13 protein-coding genes and 1 riboswitch are annotated in these 14,719 nt (G+C 65.0%); of the genes, 2 read left to right on the forward strand and 11 right to left on the reverse strand.

Annotated features, from left to right (window positions below):
• From AWB70_RS35855 to AWB70_RS35890, 8 genes are all read right to left on the reverse strand, one after another.
• Complete coding sequence (locus AWB70_RS35855) at positions 1–918, reverse strand: ABC transporter permease subunit (RefSeq protein ID WP_014192600.1); 918 nt, start codon at positions 916–918, stop codon at positions 1–3.
• An 89-nt stretch (positions 919–1,007) separates the two neighbouring features.
• On the reverse strand, positions 1,008–2,018 hold the full coding sequence (locus tag AWB70_RS35860; protein ID WP_014192601.1) for an ABC transporter permease subunit: 1,011 nt from the start codon (positions 2,016–2,018) through the stop codon (positions 1,008–1,010).
• Between the two features lie 123 nt (positions 2,019–2,141).
• Positions 2,142–3,773: an ABC transporter substrate-binding protein gene (locus AWB70_RS35865; RefSeq protein ID WP_053567146.1), complete on the reverse strand. Its 1,632-nt coding sequence runs from the start codon at positions 3,771–3,773 to the stop codon at positions 2,142–2,144.
• 323 nt (positions 3,774–4,096) lie between these two features.
• A complete protein-coding gene (gene metF, locus AWB70_RS35870) occupies positions 4,097–4,936 on the reverse strand; it encodes a methylenetetrahydrofolate reductase [NAD(P)H] (protein WP_014192603.1) in 840 nt (279 codons plus the stop codon).
• A 31-nt stretch (positions 4,937–4,967) separates the two neighbouring features.
• Entirely contained in the window at positions 4,968–5,321 is a 354-nt protein-coding gene (locus tag AWB70_RS35875; RefSeq protein WP_014192604.1) for a phage holin family protein, read from the reverse strand.
• 99 nt (positions 5,322–5,420) lie between these two features.
• On the reverse strand, positions 5,421–6,842 hold the full coding sequence (gene ahcY / locus AWB70_RS35880; RefSeq protein WP_053567147.1) for an adenosylhomocysteinase: 1,422 nt from the start codon (positions 6,840–6,842) through the stop codon (positions 5,421–5,423).
• 32 nt (positions 6,843–6,874) lie between these two features.
• A riboswitch (S-adenosyl-L-homocysteine riboswitch) is annotated at positions 6,875–7,013 on the reverse strand.
• Between the two features lie 35 nt (positions 7,014–7,048).
• The gene (locus AWB70_RS35885) at positions 7,049–7,771 is read right to left on the reverse strand and encodes an LrgB family protein (RefSeq protein WP_053567564.1); all 723 of its coding nucleotides are present in this window, start codon (positions 7,769–7,771) and stop codon (positions 7,049–7,051) included.
• Between the two features lie 10 nt (positions 7,772–7,781).
• Positions 7,782–8,225, reverse strand: coding sequence for a CidA/LrgA family protein (locus AWB70_RS35890; protein ID WP_053567148.1), 444 nt, complete (start codon positions 8,223–8,225; stop codon positions 7,782–7,784).
• Positions 8,226–8,354: 129 nt separating this feature from the next.
• Here AWB70_RS35890 and AWB70_RS35895 point away from each other — a divergent pair, with 129 nt between their 5' ends.
• Positions 8,355–9,299: a LysR family transcriptional regulator gene (locus AWB70_RS35895; RefSeq protein WP_045451422.1), complete on the forward strand. Its 945-nt coding sequence runs from the start codon at positions 8,355–8,357 to the stop codon at positions 9,297–9,299.
• Positions 9,300–9,384: 85 nt separating this feature from the next.
• On the opposite strand, the gene AWB70_RS35900 is transcribed toward AWB70_RS35895, so the two are convergent.
• The gene (locus AWB70_RS35900; protein ID WP_063786664.1) at positions 9,385–11,055 is read right to left on the reverse strand and encodes an OmpA family protein; all 1,671 of its coding nucleotides are present in this window, start codon (positions 11,053–11,055) and stop codon (positions 9,385–9,387) included.
• 321 nt (positions 11,056–11,376) lie between these two features.
• Between AWB70_RS35900 and AWB70_RS35905 the strand changes: the two genes are divergently transcribed.
• Positions 11,377–13,080 (forward strand): isovaleryl-CoA dehydrogenase, encoded by a 1,704-nt coding sequence (locus AWB70_RS35905; protein WP_053567150.1) that lies wholly within the window; start codon positions 11,377–11,379, stop codon positions 13,078–13,080.
• Here AWB70_RS35905 and AWB70_RS35910 read toward each other — a convergent pair.
• Both AWB70_RS35910 and fliK read right to left on the reverse strand, forming a co-directional pair.
• Positions 13,077–13,388, reverse strand: coding sequence for an EscU/YscU/HrcU family type III secretion system export apparatus switch protein (locus AWB70_RS35910; RefSeq protein ID WP_014192612.1), 312 nt, complete (start codon positions 13,386–13,388; stop codon positions 13,077–13,079). The genes AWB70_RS35905 and AWB70_RS35910 overlap by 4 nt on opposite strands.
• Positions 13,385–14,713, reverse strand: a complete 1,329-nt coding sequence (gene fliK / locus AWB70_RS35915) for a flagellar hook-length control protein FliK (protein ID WP_053567151.1) — start codon at positions 14,711–14,713, stop codon at positions 13,385–13,387. The genes AWB70_RS35910 and fliK overlap by 4 nt, the downstream gene beginning before the upstream one ends.
• Between the last annotated feature and the right edge of the window lie 6 nt (positions 14,714–14,719).

Raw genomic sequence — 14,719 nt, forward strand, 5'->3', positions numbered from 1 at the left:
TTAGCCCATCCGCTTGAGTTTCGGATCGAGCGCGTCGCGCAGACCGTCGCCGAGAAGGTTGATGACGAGCACCGAGACGAGAATCGACAGGCCCGGCATCGTCACGATCCACCACGCGCTTTCGATGTAGTCGCGCGCCGATGCGAGCATCGCGCCCCACTCCGCCGCGGGCGGCTGCACGCCGAGGCCCAGGAAGCCGAGCGCGGCGGCATCGAGAATCGCGGAAGAAAAGCCGAGCGTCGCCTGCACGATGAGCGGCGCGGCGCAGTTCGGCAGCACTTGCGAGAACATCAGCCGGACCGTGCCCGCGCCCGCAACGCGCGATGCCGTCACGTATTCCTTCTGCAACTCGCCGAGCGCGGATGCGCGCGTGAGACGCACATAGCCCGGCAGCGCGACGATCGCGATGGCGAGCATGGTGTTCACGAGCCCCGGCCCGATGATCGCGACGACCGCGACCGCCAGCAGCAGCGACGGCAACGCGAGCAGCACGTCCATGACGCGCATGATCGGCGTGTCGAGCCAGTGGAAGAACGCGGCCATCAGACCGAGCACGACGCCCGGAATCAGCGCGAGCACCACCGACACGAAGCCGATCCAGAACGACAGCCGCGCGCCGTACATGAGACGCGAAAGAATGTCGCGGCCGGCTTCGTCGGTGCCGAGCAGGAACATGCGATTGCCGCCTTCGAGCCACGCGGGCGGAATCTTGACGTAATCGCGGTATTGCTCGATCGGGCTATGCGGCGCGATCAGCGGCGCGAGCAGCGCGACGAGAATCAGCGCGACCACGATCGCGCCCGCGACCACGGCGCCGCGATTGCGCGAGAAGTTGAACCAGAACTCGCGCGCGGCGACCATGCGGCCGGACGGCGGCGTCAGCGCGCCCGGCGGGAGATTGTTTTGAACGTCAGCCATAACTTTTCATGCCTCGCGCCGAGCCGCCTCAAGCGAGGCATAAGCCCCCTCGGGGGGCAGCGAACAAATGTGAGCGTGGGGGTACATGCTTACCTCGTATGGCGAATGCGCGGATTCAACACGCCGTAGAGCAGATCGACGACCAGATTCACGACGATCACGAGCGTCGCGATCATCAGAATGCCGCCTTGCACGACCGGATAATCGCGCCGCGAAATGGCGTCGATAAGCCACTTGCCGACGCCCGGCCACGAGAACAGCGTCTCGGTCAGCACCGCGCCCGCGAGCAGCGTGCCCACTTGCAGACCGATCACGGTCACGACCGGAATCAGCGCATTGCGCAGCGCATGCACGACCACCACGCGCAGCGGCGACAAACCCTTTGCGCGCGCCGTGCGGATGTAGTCCTCGCGCAGCACTTCGAGCATCGACGAGCGCGTCATGCGCGCAACCACCGCAAGCGGAATCGTGCCGAGCACGATGGTCGGCAGGATCAGGTGACTCACGGCCGACCTGAACGCGCCTTCATCGGTGGAGAAGAGCGCATCGATCAGCATGAAGCCCGTGACGTGCGGAATGTCGTATTCCACCGCGATGCGGCCCGACACCGGCGTCCAGCCGAGCTTCGCGGAGAAGAACATGATGAGGATCAAGCCCCACCAGAAAATCGGCATCGAATAGCCGGTGAGCGCGGTGCCCATCACGCCGTGATCGACGACCGTGCCGCGCCGGAGCGCCGCCGCGACGCCCGCCGGCAAGCCGACGGCGAGCGCGAAAATCATCGCGCAGATGGACAGTTCGACAGTCGCGGGAAAGCGCGCGAGGAACTCGCCCATCACGCTCGTATTCGTGATGATGGACGTGCCGAGATCGCCCTTGAGCGCGTGCCCGACATACGTCAGATATTGCAGCGGAAGCGGCTGATCCAGCCCCAGGCGCTTCATGGCTTCGGCGTGCATCGCCGGGTCGACGCCGCGCTCGCCCATCATCACTTCGATGGGATCGCCAGGAATCAGATGGATGAGCGCGAACGCAAGAATCGTAATGCCGATGAACGTCGGTATCACCATTCCTATGCGTCGCAAAACGAATCGGAACATGATCGCCCTTTGGTGCTTTGGGAGGACAGAATGTGAGTCCGGCGGCTTGGATCTCGTGAACCCGCGCCGCCGGCGTATTCGAATAGTTATGGTTTAGTGCAAAAAGCGTTCCGCTGACAAACTTTATTGCATGCCGACGCCATCGAAACGCACGTAGCCGAGCGGCTCGATCTTCATGTTCGTCACCTTCTTGCTGACGGGCTGATAGACCGTCGAGTGCGCGATCGGCGAGAACGGGAGTTGTTGCGCGAAGATCTGCTGCGCGTCGGTGTACGCCTTCGTGCGCGCGGCGACATCGGTCGTCGAACGGCCTTTCACGACGAGTTCGTCGAACGGCTTGTAGCACCACTTCGAGAAGTTGCTGCCCTTCACCGCGTCGCAGCCGAGCAGCGTGCCGAGCCAGTTGTCGGGATCGCCGTTGTCGCCGGTCCAGCCGATGAGCAGCGCATCATGCTCGCCCGCGTGCGCGCGCTTCAGATACTCGCCCCACTCGTACGAGACGATCTTCGCCTTCACGCCGATCTTGGCCCAGTCGGCCTGGATCATTTCCGCCATCAGACGCGCGTTCGGGTTGTAGGCGCGTTGCACGGGCATGGCCCACAGCGTGATTTCCATGCCGTTCGGGAAGCCCGCCTTCGCGAGCAGATCCTTCGCCTTCGCGGTGTCGTAGGCCTGACCCTTCAGGTTCTTGTCGAACGACCATTGCGTCGGCGGCATCGGTGCGGTGGCCGGCTGGCCCGCGCCCTGATACACGGAATCGATGATCGCCTTCTTGTTGATCGCCATGTCGAGCGCGCGGCGCACGTCGGTGTTGTCGAGGCCCTTCTTCGTCACGTTGTAGGCGACGTAACCTTCGTTGAAGCCCGCCTGCGACGGCGTATCGACGGTCGATACCGACTTCAGTGTCGAAATATCGCCCGGACGCGGATAGCTCATCACCTGGCATTCGTTGTTCTTCAGCTTCTGCACGCGCACGGCGGCGTCCGGCGTGATCGAGAAGATCAGCTTCGAGATCTGCACCGCGTTCGGCTTCCAGTAATCAGGATTGCCGTCGAAGCGGATGGTCGCGTCCTTCGTGTAGCTGCGGAAGATGAACGGGCCCGTGCCCACCGGCTGCTGGTTGATATCGGCGGCCTTGCCGTCCTTCATCAGCTTGTCGGCGTATTCGGCGGAAAGAATCGACGCGTATTCCATCGCCATATTCTGGATGAACGGCGCGCTCACTTCCTTCAGCGTGAACTTCACGGTGTACGGATCGACCTTCTCGATCTTCGAGATCAGCTTGTCCATGCCGAGGTCCGTGAAGTACGGAAACTGCACGTTGTACGCCTTGCGGAACGGATTGTTCGGATCGAGCATGCGGTTGAACGTGAAGATCACGTCGTCCGCGTTGAATTCGCGCGTCGGCTTGAAGAACGACGTCGTCTGGAACTTCACGCCGTGACGCAGATGGAACGTGTACGTGAGGCCGTCCGACGACACATCCCACTTCTCGGCGAGACCCGGCTCGACCTTCGTGCCGCCGCGCTCGAATTCGACGAGACGGTTATAGACGGTGAAGGTGTTCGCGGTGAAATCGGTGCCGGTGGTGTACTGCGCCGGATCGAAACCCGCCGGGCTGCCTTCCGAGCAGTAGACGAGCGTCTTGTTCGGGATGGCGGCGTTGGCGGCGGTCGCCGCGAAGAGCGATGCCGTGGCCACGGCGCCCACGAGCGCCGACATGCGGACGGCTCGCAACAGGCTGTTTTTGTTCATGTTTCCTCCAAGTCAATGCCGGCGTTCGGGCCGGCGTAGCGCGAGTTTACTGGATCGCGTCGCTCGTTCTTTCGGAAGCGTGTGCGCGAAGTGGGCGCTACCCTAGCACGAACAAAAGTGACATGCGTTCTTGGTTTTCCCCACTATCGTTTGCCGCCGGCCGCGCTTCGATAAGGGCAGGTTATCGCCCATGCGTTTAACTGATAGACCGGAGGACGAAATATTGCGCGTGAGGGCGCGAGATCGCGCAAAAAAGGCGGAATTCGAAGGGGAGAGGAAAGAACCGCGCGGCGAGCGCCGCGCGGGAACAACATTGATGCAGATCAGACGCTCTTGAAGCCGAGCCGCTCGCAAATCATCTTCGACGCCCACGCGCCGTTGAGCGTATAGAAATGCAGGCCGGGCGCGCCTTCGTCGATGAGACGGCGGCACAGACCCGTCACCACATCGACGCCGAACGCGCGGATCGACTCGCGGTCGTCGCCGAAGCTTTCGAGCCGGCGCGCGACCCACTTCGGCACTTCCGCGCCGCACATGTCGGAGAAGCGCATCAGTTGCGAGAAGTTCGTGATCGGCATGATGCCCGGCACGATCGGCACGTCGACGCCCAGCTTCCGCGCTTCCTCGACAAACTTGAAGTACGAGTCCGCGTTGAAGAAGTACTGCGTGATCGCCGAATTCGCGCCCGCCTTCACCTTGCGCGCGAAGTTTTCGAGATCGGCGCGCGGCGATCTCGATTGCGGATGAAACTCGGGATACGCGGCCACTTCGATGTTGAACCAGTCGCCGTGCTCCTGGCGAATGAACGCCACGAGTTCCGACGCATAGCGCAACTCGCCGACTTCGCCCATGCCCGAAGGCAGATCGCCGCGCAACGCGACGATATGGCGAATGCCGTGCTCGCGGTAATTGGCGAGGATCGCGCGCAGATTGTCTCTCGACGACCCGATGCACGACAGATGCGGCGCGGCCTCGAAACCTTCCGCGGCCATTTCGAGCACGGTGTCGAGCGTGCCTTGCTGCGTGGAGCCGCCCGCGCCGAACGTCACGGAGACGAACTTGGGCGACAACTTCTTGAGTTCGGCGCGGGAAGCGCGCAGCTTGTCCACGCCTTCCTGCGTCTTCGGCGGGAAAAACTCGAATGAGAGTTCGATCGGTTTCATGATGATGAGGACTCGAGCGGCGACAGTCCGTCTAGCCGAAGTTGCGGTTCCCGAATATGAGCGCCGACAACAGCCAGGACACGATGCTGTACAGAATCGAGCCGAAGAACGCGGACCAGAACCCCGACACTTCGAAGCCCTTCAGCAGCGACGAGCACAGCCAGAAGCAGAGCGCGTTCACCACCAGAATGAAGAGTCCGAGCGTGAGTACCGTCACCGGCAGCGTGAGGATGATAAGCACCGGCCTCAGCACTGCATTGATGAGTCCGAGCACCACCGCGATGATGAGCGCCGTGCCGAAACTGCGAATGTGAATCGACGGCACCAGATACGTGATGATCAGAAGCGCGAGCGCGTTGATCAGCCATGTCAGCAGCAAGGTCATCGAGGGTTCTCCGGGTTTGATGCGTCAGCTTGCATGCGCCGCGCGGGTGCGATCTTCAACTGTTCGCACCCGTGCGGACGAACGCCGCCGCTCAGGCGATTAATAGCGGTAGTGGTTCGGCTTGAACGGGCCGTTCTTGTCGACGCCGATATAACCGGCCTGCTCGTCGCTCAAAACGGTCAGTTCCGCGCCGATGCGGCCGAGGTGCAGACGCGCGACCTTCTCGTCGAGATGCTTCGGCAGCACGTAGACCTTGTTCTCGTACTTCTTGCCTTGAGTGAACAGTTCGATCTGCGCGAGCGTCTGGTTCGTGAAAGAGTTCGACATCACGAACGACGGATGGCCCGTCGCGCAGCCGAGGTTCACCAGACGCCCTTCAGCCAGAATGATGATCTTCTTGCCGTCCGGGAAGACGATGTGATCGACCTGCGGCTTGATGTTGTCCCACGTGTACTGGCGCGTGGAAGCAATATCGATTTCCGAATCGAAGTGACCGATGTTGCAGACGATCGCGTTGTTGCGCATCGCCTTCATGTGGTCGTGGTTGATGACGTGGTAGTTGCCCGTCGCCGTCACGAAGATGTCGGCGCGGCTCGCGGCATATTCCATCGTCACGACGCGGTAGCCTTCCATCGCGGCCTGCAGCGCGCAGATCGGATCGATTTCCGTGACCCACACGGTCGCGCCCAGGCCGCGCAGCGATTGCGCGCAGCCCTTGCCCACGTCGCCGTAACCCGCGACGACCGCGATCTTGCCCGCGATCATCACGTCGGTCGCGCGCTTGATGCCGTCGACGAGCGACTCGCGGCAGCCGTACAGGTTGTCGAACTTCGACTTCGTGACCGAATCGTTCACGTTGATGGCCGGGAACGGCAGACGCCCTTCCTTCTCCATCTGATACAGGCGATGCACGCCCGTGGTCGTTTCTTCCGTCACGCCCTGAATGTGCGAGAGGCGCGTGGAGTACCACTTCGGATCGGCGTCGAGGTGCTTGGCGATCGACTTGTACAGCGCGACTTCTTCCTCGTTCGTCGGCTTGGCGATGACCGAGCGGTCCTTCTCCGCCTTCGCGCCGAGAATGAGCAGCAGCGTGGCATCGCCGCCGTCATCGAGAATCATGTTGGCGAATTCGCCGTTCGGCCATTCGAAGATGCGGTGCGAGAATTCCCAGTACTCGTCGAGCGACTCGCCCTTGAACGCGAACACCGGCGTGCCGCCCGCGGCAATGGCGGCGGCAGCGTGATCCTGCGTCGAGAAGATGTTGCACGATGCCCAGCGCACGTCGGCGCCGAGCGCCGTGAGCGTCTCGATCAGCACGCCCGTCTGGATCGTCATGTGCAGCGAACCGGCGACGCGTGCGCCCTTCAGCGGCTGCTGCGCCTTGTACTCTTCGCGCGTCTGGATGAGACCCGGCATTTCCGTTTCGGCGATGTCGAGTTCCTTGCGGCCCCATGCGGCCAGCGACATGTCGGCGACGACGTAATCCTTGGAATCTTTGGAATCGAGAACTGCGGCGTTCATCACGCCCTCCTTTCTAAAAAGTACTAGAAATGTTGACGTGAGCGCCGTTCGAATGCGGTGGCTCAGCGGGCGCTTTTTTCAGGCGCTTTCGAACCGTCCGGATTGAAAGCTTCCGAGCCTGGCGGCCATGTACTGTCGTACTGAAAGGCCGTCGCAACGCTCCTCGGAAGCGAACGCAGATTGTAGCAAAGTCTCGCTGGTCGCGATCAGAACGGCAACACCGACAACACCGGCGCGAGCAGCACCATCGCGACGCCGGCGATCATCATCGTGAGACTGGCGACGACGCCTTCTTCGCTCCCCAGTTCGCGCGCCTTCGCCGTGCCGACGCCGTGCGCGGCCGCGCCGAACAACGCGCCGCGCGCGAGCCGAGTGCGCAGCGGCACGAGCGCCAGCACGATCTCGCCGAACAGCATGCCGCAGACGCCCGTCGCGATCACGAACAGCGCGGTGAGATCTTTCGGCGCGTGGATCTTGTCGGAGACGGCGAGCGCGAAAGGTGTCGAAACGGAGCGCGTCGCCAAGCTGCGCTGCAATTCCGGCGACAGATGCAGCAGTTTCGCGAGCATTAGCGATCCGCCGACCGCGACCAGAATGCCGACCGTCACGCCGACCGTCAGCGAAATCCAGTGGCGCTTGATGAGCGCGCGGTATTCGTAGATCGGCACCGCGAACGCGACCGTCGCCGGGCCGAGCAGCCACATCAGCCAGCGCGTGTCGGCGTAATAGACGGAGTACGGAATGCGCGCCATCACGACGATCAGCGCGAGCACCGCGGGCACCGCCAGCAGCGGCGTGAGCCAGGGCCGTTTGAAACGCGCATAGAGATGTTTTGCCGCGAAGTACAGCGCAACGGTCAGCACGAAGCAGCCCGCCGCGATGAGGCGCGCGGCGTCGTCTTCGAGAAGGGAATCGAGAAAGTGGTTCATGACGGCGTAATCAGGCGCGGGCCGCATGCCGCGCCACGAGCGCGCGGCGCAGCGCGAGATGGCGTTCGAGGCGCGCCGCACGGTCGACGGCGAACGCGACTGCGACCATCACCATCAAGGTTCCGCCGACGACAACCAGCGCGAGCCGCCAGCCGTCTTCCATGAAAAGACCGCCGTACTGCACCGCCGCCACCGCCGCCGGAATGAAAAACAGCAGCATGTCGGAGAGCAGCCAGTCGGCGCCGGCCTTCACCCAGCGCGGCGCGATCCCGCCGCAAAACAGCAGCGCGAGGAGCGCGACGAGGCCGATCACGCCGCCAGGCACCGGCAGCGCCAGCTTGCGCGCGACGAAGTCGGCCACCGCCCAGATGGCCGCGAGCACGGCGGACTGCGACGCGATGCGCACGAAGCGTCCGAAAGCGGAAGGCGTTTTAGTCGAAAGGACGGCGGACATGTGGACTCTTCTACGTTGAATGCGATTGATTAGGGTTATCCCGTAGTCCGAGTATATGGGCGCCCCTCGCATAATAAAAATGACTTAACCTTATCTAAATCATTCCAAACTGGAATTTCGGAGCCGACGATGGAATTGCGCGCCTTGCGGTACTTCATCGAGGTCGTGAAGCAGAAGAGCTTCACCGCCGCCGCCGAGCACATGTTCGTGACGCAGCCGACCATCAGCAAAATGGTGAAGTCGCTGGAGGATGAAGTCGGCTCGCCGCTTCTTCTGCGCGAAGGCCGTCAGATGGTGCTGACCGATGCGGGGCAGATCGTCTATCAGCGCGGCGTCGAGGTGCTGGCCGCCCACGCGCGGCTCGAAGCCGAACTCAACGATCTCGGCACGTTCGGGCGCGGCACGCTGACGATCGGCATTCCGCCGATGGGCGGTGCGCTCTTCACGCCGGCCATCGCCGCGTTCCGGCAACGCTATCCGAAGGTCGAGCTCAAGCTGTTCGAGCGCGGCTCGAAGGCGATCGAGGCCGCGCTGATCGACGGCGAGCTCGAACTGGGCGGTGTGCTGCAGCCCGTGAACACCGAAGTCTTCGACGTGTTGCCCGTCAGCCGGCAAGTGCTGTGGCTCGTCGCGCCGAAAGGCTCGCGCTGGGACGAAGCGCGCGAAGTCGCGCTCACCGATCTCGCCGCCGAGCCGTTCGTGTTCTACGGCGAGAGCCTCGCCTTGAACGATGTCGTGCTCAACGCGTGCCGCGAGGCCGGTTTTGCACCGACGATCGTCGGGCGCAGCGGGCATTGGGATTTCATGGCGGCGCTCGTGCAGGCGGGCATCGGCATCGCGCTGCTGCCGGCGCCCTATTGCCGCCGCCTCGACGCCGACGCGTTCACCTGCCGTCGCGTCGTCGCGCCCGAGATTCACTGGGACATGGCGCTCGGCTGGCGGCGCAACGGTTATCTGTCGCACGCGGCGCGCGCGTGGATCGAGGTCGCGCGCGAAATGCTGCCCGCGAATCTCGACGAGGATTTCATGGCCGATGGCTTCCCGCGCGCCCGGCGCGGCGAGCCGGAATCATGACTCGCCGAGCGCCATAAAAAAACGCGCCGGCCCGCGAGAAGCGGGCCGGCGCGTCATTCGAAGCGGCCTGCGGGCCTTTTCCGAATCAGCTCACTTCCTTGAACTCGATCCGGCGATTCGCCGCGCGGCCTGCGGGCGTCGTGTTGTCGCCGATCGGTTGCGCGTCGCCGAAACCTTCCACCGAAAGCGTGTCCGCCTTCACGCCGTGCCGGATCAGGTACGCGCGCACCGTCTCCGCACGCTGTTTCGAGATGCGCAGGTTCGCCGCCGGGTCGCCGGTGCTATCCGTGTAACCGCCGATCTGCAGCTTGATCGGCGTGCCTGCCGTGCCGCACTCCTTCAGCGACTTCGCCGAATCCGCGAGATCGTTCAGCGCCGCGCGCGGCAAGGCGTTCGATGCAAAGCCGAAGTTGATCGGATGCGCGTTCATGTGCTTGGCGATGTCGGCGGCGGCGCAGGCTGCGGCAGCTTGCGCGTCGGACGCGGCCAGCGTGCGCGCCGCCGGCGTGCTTTCGCTTGCGCCGATCGTCCAGCCGGCGCCGAAGAAGGCCTTGAGCCTGTCCAGCCAGCCGAGCTTCGCGTCAGCGGCGCTTCCGCCGAGATCGATCGTCTCGCCCGTGACGCTCACCTTCGCGCCCGGCAGCGCCATGACCGGCAGCAGGCCGTCGAGCTTGGCGATCCACGAGGCCGGTTTCGTGTCCGGATCGACGGTGATGTTCGCGTGGAACTTGTCCGCGCCGAGCTTCGCCGCAAGCGCGTCGATCAGCTGGCTACGCTCCGCTTCGCTGTGAACCGTCGCGTTCAGCGTGGGAAGGCCGGCTGCGTCCACGACGAAGGACATCGTCGAATCCTTGCCCGGCGCCGCGGCGGCCGACGAATCCGATGCCGCCGATACAGCCGATGCGTTCGACTCGACCGCCGCGGCCGAAACGGCCTCGGAAGTCGCTTCAGGCGTCGCCGCGGGCGCAGCTTCCTGCTCCGTCTTTTCCGTCGAGCAACCGCGTCCGAGCAGAATCGCGAGCAGCGCAAGCGCAGCGGCAAGCGCGATCCACCACCATTTCTTCTTGCTCGCCTTCTCCTGCACGGGCTGCTCGTGCGTGACGTGCGTTTCCACCTGCTGCGGGAACGCCGCCGCCTCGTGCGTCGACGGATGCTCCAGATGCGCGGATACCGCTTTCAGCCGCGATGCGACGCCCGCGAGGAACGCGCCGACCGAGCCGAGCCCGAGCGCATGCGCGAACGTGTCGGTGAGGTTCGCGCGCACCACCGGCAACTGATGGCCGAGCAGCGTCGGGAGCTGGCCGGGATGACCGTTGTGCTGCGTCAAATAGCGCTTGAGCACGCCGAAGAGCGTCGCGCCGACCACGCCGGTCAGCGTGCGCGTGGCGCTCGACGCCACGCCCGTGTATTCCGCGACACGCTCGGCGAGCAGGTTCAGGCTGTCGTGCGAGGCGATCGCCTGATCGGTTTTCGCGCTCGTGTCGATGAGCGTTCTAAAGCCATCGTCGTGCGCGGCGAAATGCGGCAACTCTTCCGCGATGTGTGCGTTCGTCGCCGGCGACATGATCGACGCGAACAGGTTGCGCGCGCCTTCGAGCGACGACGCCTTGTTCATCATCGCGCCGATGAGCGCGGGACCGCACAGCGAGACCACGCGCATGGCCGATTCCGGCGCACAGCCGATGCGCCCGGCAATATTCTGCAGCACGCTTTCTGTCAAAGCGCCCTGTACGAGTTGATTGAGGTTGATGCTCATAGAATGCTTCCCTGAAAGGCGTTGTTGCATCTGCCGGAGAAATAGGCGTGCCGATTATAGGTTCGGGGTCCTGCACGTCATCGGGGAGGGAATAACAATCGGATTTATCTCAGCAATTGGCGCTTTAGGACTGCGCATAAGAAAAGCACGCCCGATTCCGAAAAGAACGATGCCTCTACCCGCCCAACGCGCGTGCGGCCTATGATTCTTGAATTCGAGATGGCGCCGGAATGGCCGATCGGCCCAGACCGACCGTTGCGCCCGCCCGACAGTGACAAAACCGCGCGCCGGCCTTTCGCGCGCGTCAAAAGGAGACCGACGATGGCCGATCCCGCTGACCGCCCGTTCGGGCAGACACACGAAGTCACGAATCAGGCCCCGCCGCTCGTTGGCTATGACGCTTTCGCGTTCGATCCGGCGCTCGTCGCGGCGCTCGGGCGGGAAGGCGCGCAATGGCACGCGCAAGCACTGTCGCGCGACGGCATGGCGCTCACTCAGCCGGATGTCGTCACGCTGGCCGATCTCGCCAACCGGCACGAGCCAGAACTCGCGACGCACAACTCGCGCGGCGTGCGCGTGGATGCGCTGGAGTTTCATCCGGCGTGGCACGAACTGCTGCGGCGTCTGCGTCACGAAGGGCTGCACGCGTTGCCGTTCGAGCCGTCGGCGCGCGCCGGATCGATGGCCGCGCGCTGCGCGGGCTACTATCTGCACGGGCAGCTCGAATCGGGCTCGCTGTGCCCGATCACGATGACCTTCGCGAGCATTCCGGTGCTGCGCAACGAGCCGGATCTGTTCGCGCGGATCGCGCATCCGCTGCTGTCGCGCGAGCACGATTCGCGCGACATTCCGCTGGAGGCCGGCAAGCATTCTATGCTGATCGGCATGGGCATGACCGAGAAACAGGGCGGCTCGGACGTGCGCAGCAACCGCACGCGCGCGCATGCCATCGCGGGCGCGGCATCGGGGCGCGGCGGCGCTTATCGGCTCGTCGGTCACAAGTGGTTCTTCTCCGCGCCGCAATGCGACGCCCATCTGGTGCTCGCGCGCACCGCCGATGAAGGCGGCCTGTCGTGCTTCTACGTGCCGCGCTTCACGCCCGACGGCCGCAAGAACGCGGTCCAGGTTCAGCGCCTGAAAGACAAGCTGGGCAATCGCTCGAACGCGAGCAGCGAAGTGGAGTTTCTCGATGCCTACGGCGTGATGATCGGCGACGAGGGGCGCGGCGTGCCGACGATCATCGAGATGGCGAATTTCACGCGGCTCGATTGCGTGATCGGCAGCGCGGCGCTGATGCGCGCGGCGCTCGCGCAGGCGATTCATCACGCGCGGCATCGTAGCGCGTTCGGCGCGCATCTCGTCGATCAGCCCTTGATGCGCAACGTGCTCGCCGATCTGGCGCTCGAATCCGAAGCGGCGACGGTGCTCTTCATGCGCCTCGCGGGCGCGTTCGAGCAGAGCGCCACGCCGGACGGCGCGCTCGCCGAGCGGGCGTGGCGGCGCATCGTGACGCCTGCCGCGAAGTTCTGGGTCTGCAAGCGCGCGCTCGAATTCACCGGCGAGGCAATGGAAGTCTGGGGCGGCAACGGCTATGTCGAAACGGGGCCGATGGCGCGCTTCTATCGCGAGGCGCCGGTCAATTCGATCTGGGAAGGCTCGGGCAACGTCATGTGTCTCGACGTGCTGCGCGCGTTCGAGCGCGAACAGGACGCCGCGCACGCGCTCTTCGACGACTGGAAGACGACGGCGGGCGCGCATCCGGCGCTGGCGGGCGCGCTGTCGTCGTTATCGGACATGCTCACGGGCGATCCGGCCGCGCGTGAAGCGTCGGCGCGGCGCATCGCGCAGCAATTGACGTTGTGTGCGCAAGGCGTGCTGCTCGCGCGGCATGCGCCGCAGGAAGTCGCCGACGCCTTCATCGACACGCGTCTGGGCGATGCGCGCGGCGACACGGGGCGCGTGTATGGAACGCTGCCGGCGCGCTTCGATCATGCGGCGATCGTGACGCGGGCGTTTGCAATCTAGCGCGCGAGCCTGCCCGCTTCCCGCATCGGCTCTTCGTTTTCCAGCCGATAAACCCACGACAGCAATTCCGCCACCGCCTGATACAAGGCGGGCGGAATATGCGCGTCCAGATCGACCTGCATCAGGAGCGACACCATTTCGGGCGATTCGTGCACGTACAGCCCCGCTTCCTTCGCGCGCTGCACGATCATTTCCGCGACCATGCCGTAGCCCTTCGCGACCACGCGCGGCGTCGACTCCCGGTTGCCCGCCTCGTAGGCGAGCGCCGTCGCCTGCTTGCGCGTGTAGAGCGGTTGATCGGCGCTCATGTTCCGCCTCCGTCGCCGTCGGGTGCGCGGAATAGATGCTCCAGCGGCGAGCGCAGCGGTTTCTTCGCGGCGGGTTTGTCGCCGGTGAGCGCGAGATCGGTAACGCCGTCCATGGAACGCACGGAAAGCGATGCCAGCGCGATGCCCGCCGCTTCGAGCTGGCGCGCGAACGCTTCGCCTTCGGCGGCGAGACGGCGCGCGCCCGAATCGCCCGCCCGGATGCGCGCGACGAGCTTGTCGCCCGTCAGGACCAGTTCGGCGTCCATCGTGCCCAGCGCCGGCAGCGACAGCGTGATGCGCGTGCGCCACGCGCGTTCGTCGGCGGCTTCGTCGGCCATCGTGCGCGGATCGCGCGGTTCGCGCGCGATTTCCCATTCGAAGCGCGTGCCGGGCCACGCCTCGCCCTGCCATCGGAACTGCTGATTGGCAAGCACGTCGAGTTGCTGGCGCACGACATTGAGCGTCGCCGGATGAATGCCCGCCGCGATCGACGCCTGCAGCGCGGATTCGTGCTGGCTCGGCTGCGCGCTTTGCGCGCCCGCGCCGGTCGGGTTGCCGCTTTGCGAATTCGACAGCGCGGCCGGTGGCGCATCGCGCACGGATGCCGCCAGCGCCGCGGCCTGCTGCGGATTCTGCGGCGTCGCGACGGCGCGTGCGCCCGCATGCAGATCGGGTGGATCCGGCACGAGTTGCGCGGCGCGGGCGTCGTCGAGGCCGGTGTCGCCGTTCGTTGCGGCGTTCGCGAAATCGAGCGGCAGGGCCATCGAGCGGGCATCGGCGCGCGCCTGCGGCTCGCTGGCGAGCGACGCCGCGCTGCGCTGGCCCGCGAGCCATTGCATCAGATGCGATTCGTAGAAGAGTCCGCTTTCGCCGACGGTTTTAGCCAGCGCGCCCGCCAGCACGGCGGCGGGCAGCGGCGGCAGATTCTGCGTCGCGGCGCGCGCGGCCGCGACGGCGGCGGCATTGGCGGAGAAAGCGGTATCGAAGAGGCCGGTCGTGAGCGCGGCGAAAGCGCTCGCGGGACGCGGCGGAGTCGGCCAGAGCGGAGCGTCGCCGGTCAATGCGGGGGCCGCGCCGCCGAAGCGCGAGATCACGTCGAGCGTGCGCGCAACGCTGGAAAGCTCGGTTTGCGCCGATGCCGCCGGCGTCGCACCGCCCGCCGCCGGTCCGACGAACTGCGCGGTGTCCGTCTGCGCCGTCGTCTGTCCGACGCTCGCGCCGGTCACGCCGCCGCCGGCGACGCCGTTCGGCGCGCGGATCGCGGACATGAGGAGCTCGGTGCGGCTGGCGAGCAGCGTTGCGATCGCGGTGTCGAGTCCAGTCATGCCCAC

The sequence above is a fragment of the Caballeronia cordobensis genome, assembly GCF_001544575.2.
Taxonomy (GTDB): domain Bacteria; phylum Pseudomonadota; class Gammaproteobacteria; order Burkholderiales; family Burkholderiaceae; genus Caballeronia; species Caballeronia cordobensis.

What these genes read in the sequence shown, in the direction of transcription:
- AWB70_RS35900 (WP_063786664.1), bottom strand. Translation starts at nt 11,055, where the DNA reads ATGAGCATCAACCTCAATCAACTCGTACAGGGCGCTTTGACAGAAAGC.
- AWB70_RS35875 (WP_014192604.1), bottom strand. Translation starts at nt 5,321, where the DNA reads ATGACCTTGCTGCTGACATGGCTGATCAACGCGCTCGCGCTTCTGATC.
- AWB70_RS35885 (WP_053567564.1), bottom strand. Translation starts at nt 7,771, where the DNA reads ATGAACCACTTTCTCGATTCCCTTCTCGAAGACGACGCCGCGCGCCTC.
- AWB70_RS35855 (WP_014192600.1), bottom strand. Translation starts at nt 918, where the DNA reads ATGGCTGACGTTCAAAACAATCTCCCGCCGGGCGCGCTGACGCCGCCG.
- ahcY (WP_053567147.1), bottom strand. Translation starts at nt 6,842, where the DNA reads ATGAACGCCGCAGTTCTCGATTCCAAAGATTCCAAGGATTACGTCGTC.
- AWB70_RS35910 (WP_014192612.1), bottom strand. Translation starts at nt 13,388, where the DNA reads ATGAGCGCCGATCAACCGCTCTACACGCGCAAGCAGGCGACGGCGCTC.
- AWB70_RS35865 (WP_053567146.1), bottom strand. Translation starts at nt 3,773, where the DNA reads ATGAACAAAAACAGCCTGTTGCGAGCCGTCCGCATGTCGGCGCTCGTG.
- AWB70_RS35905 (WP_053567150.1), top strand. Translation starts at nt 11,377, where the DNA reads ATGGCCGATCCCGCTGACCGCCCGTTCGGGCAGACACACGAAGTCACG.
- metF (WP_014192603.1), bottom strand. Translation starts at nt 4,936, where the DNA reads ATGAAACCGATCGAACTCTCATTCGAGTTTTTCCCGCCGAAGACGCAG.
- AWB70_RS35890 (WP_053567148.1), bottom strand. Translation starts at nt 8,225, where the DNA reads ATGTCCGCCGTCCTTTCGACTAAAACGCCTTCCGCTTTCGGACGCTTC.
- AWB70_RS35860 (WP_014192601.1), bottom strand. Translation starts at nt 2,018, where the DNA reads ATGTTCCGATTCGTTTTGCGACGCATAGGAATGGTGATACCGACGTTC.
- fliK (WP_053567151.1), bottom strand. Translation starts at nt 14,713, where the DNA reads ATGACTGGACTCGACACCGCGATCGCAACGCTGCTCGCCAGCCGCACC.
- AWB70_RS35895 (WP_045451422.1), top strand. Translation starts at nt 8,355, where the DNA reads ATGGAATTGCGCGCCTTGCGGTACTTCATCGAGGTCGTGAAGCAGAAG.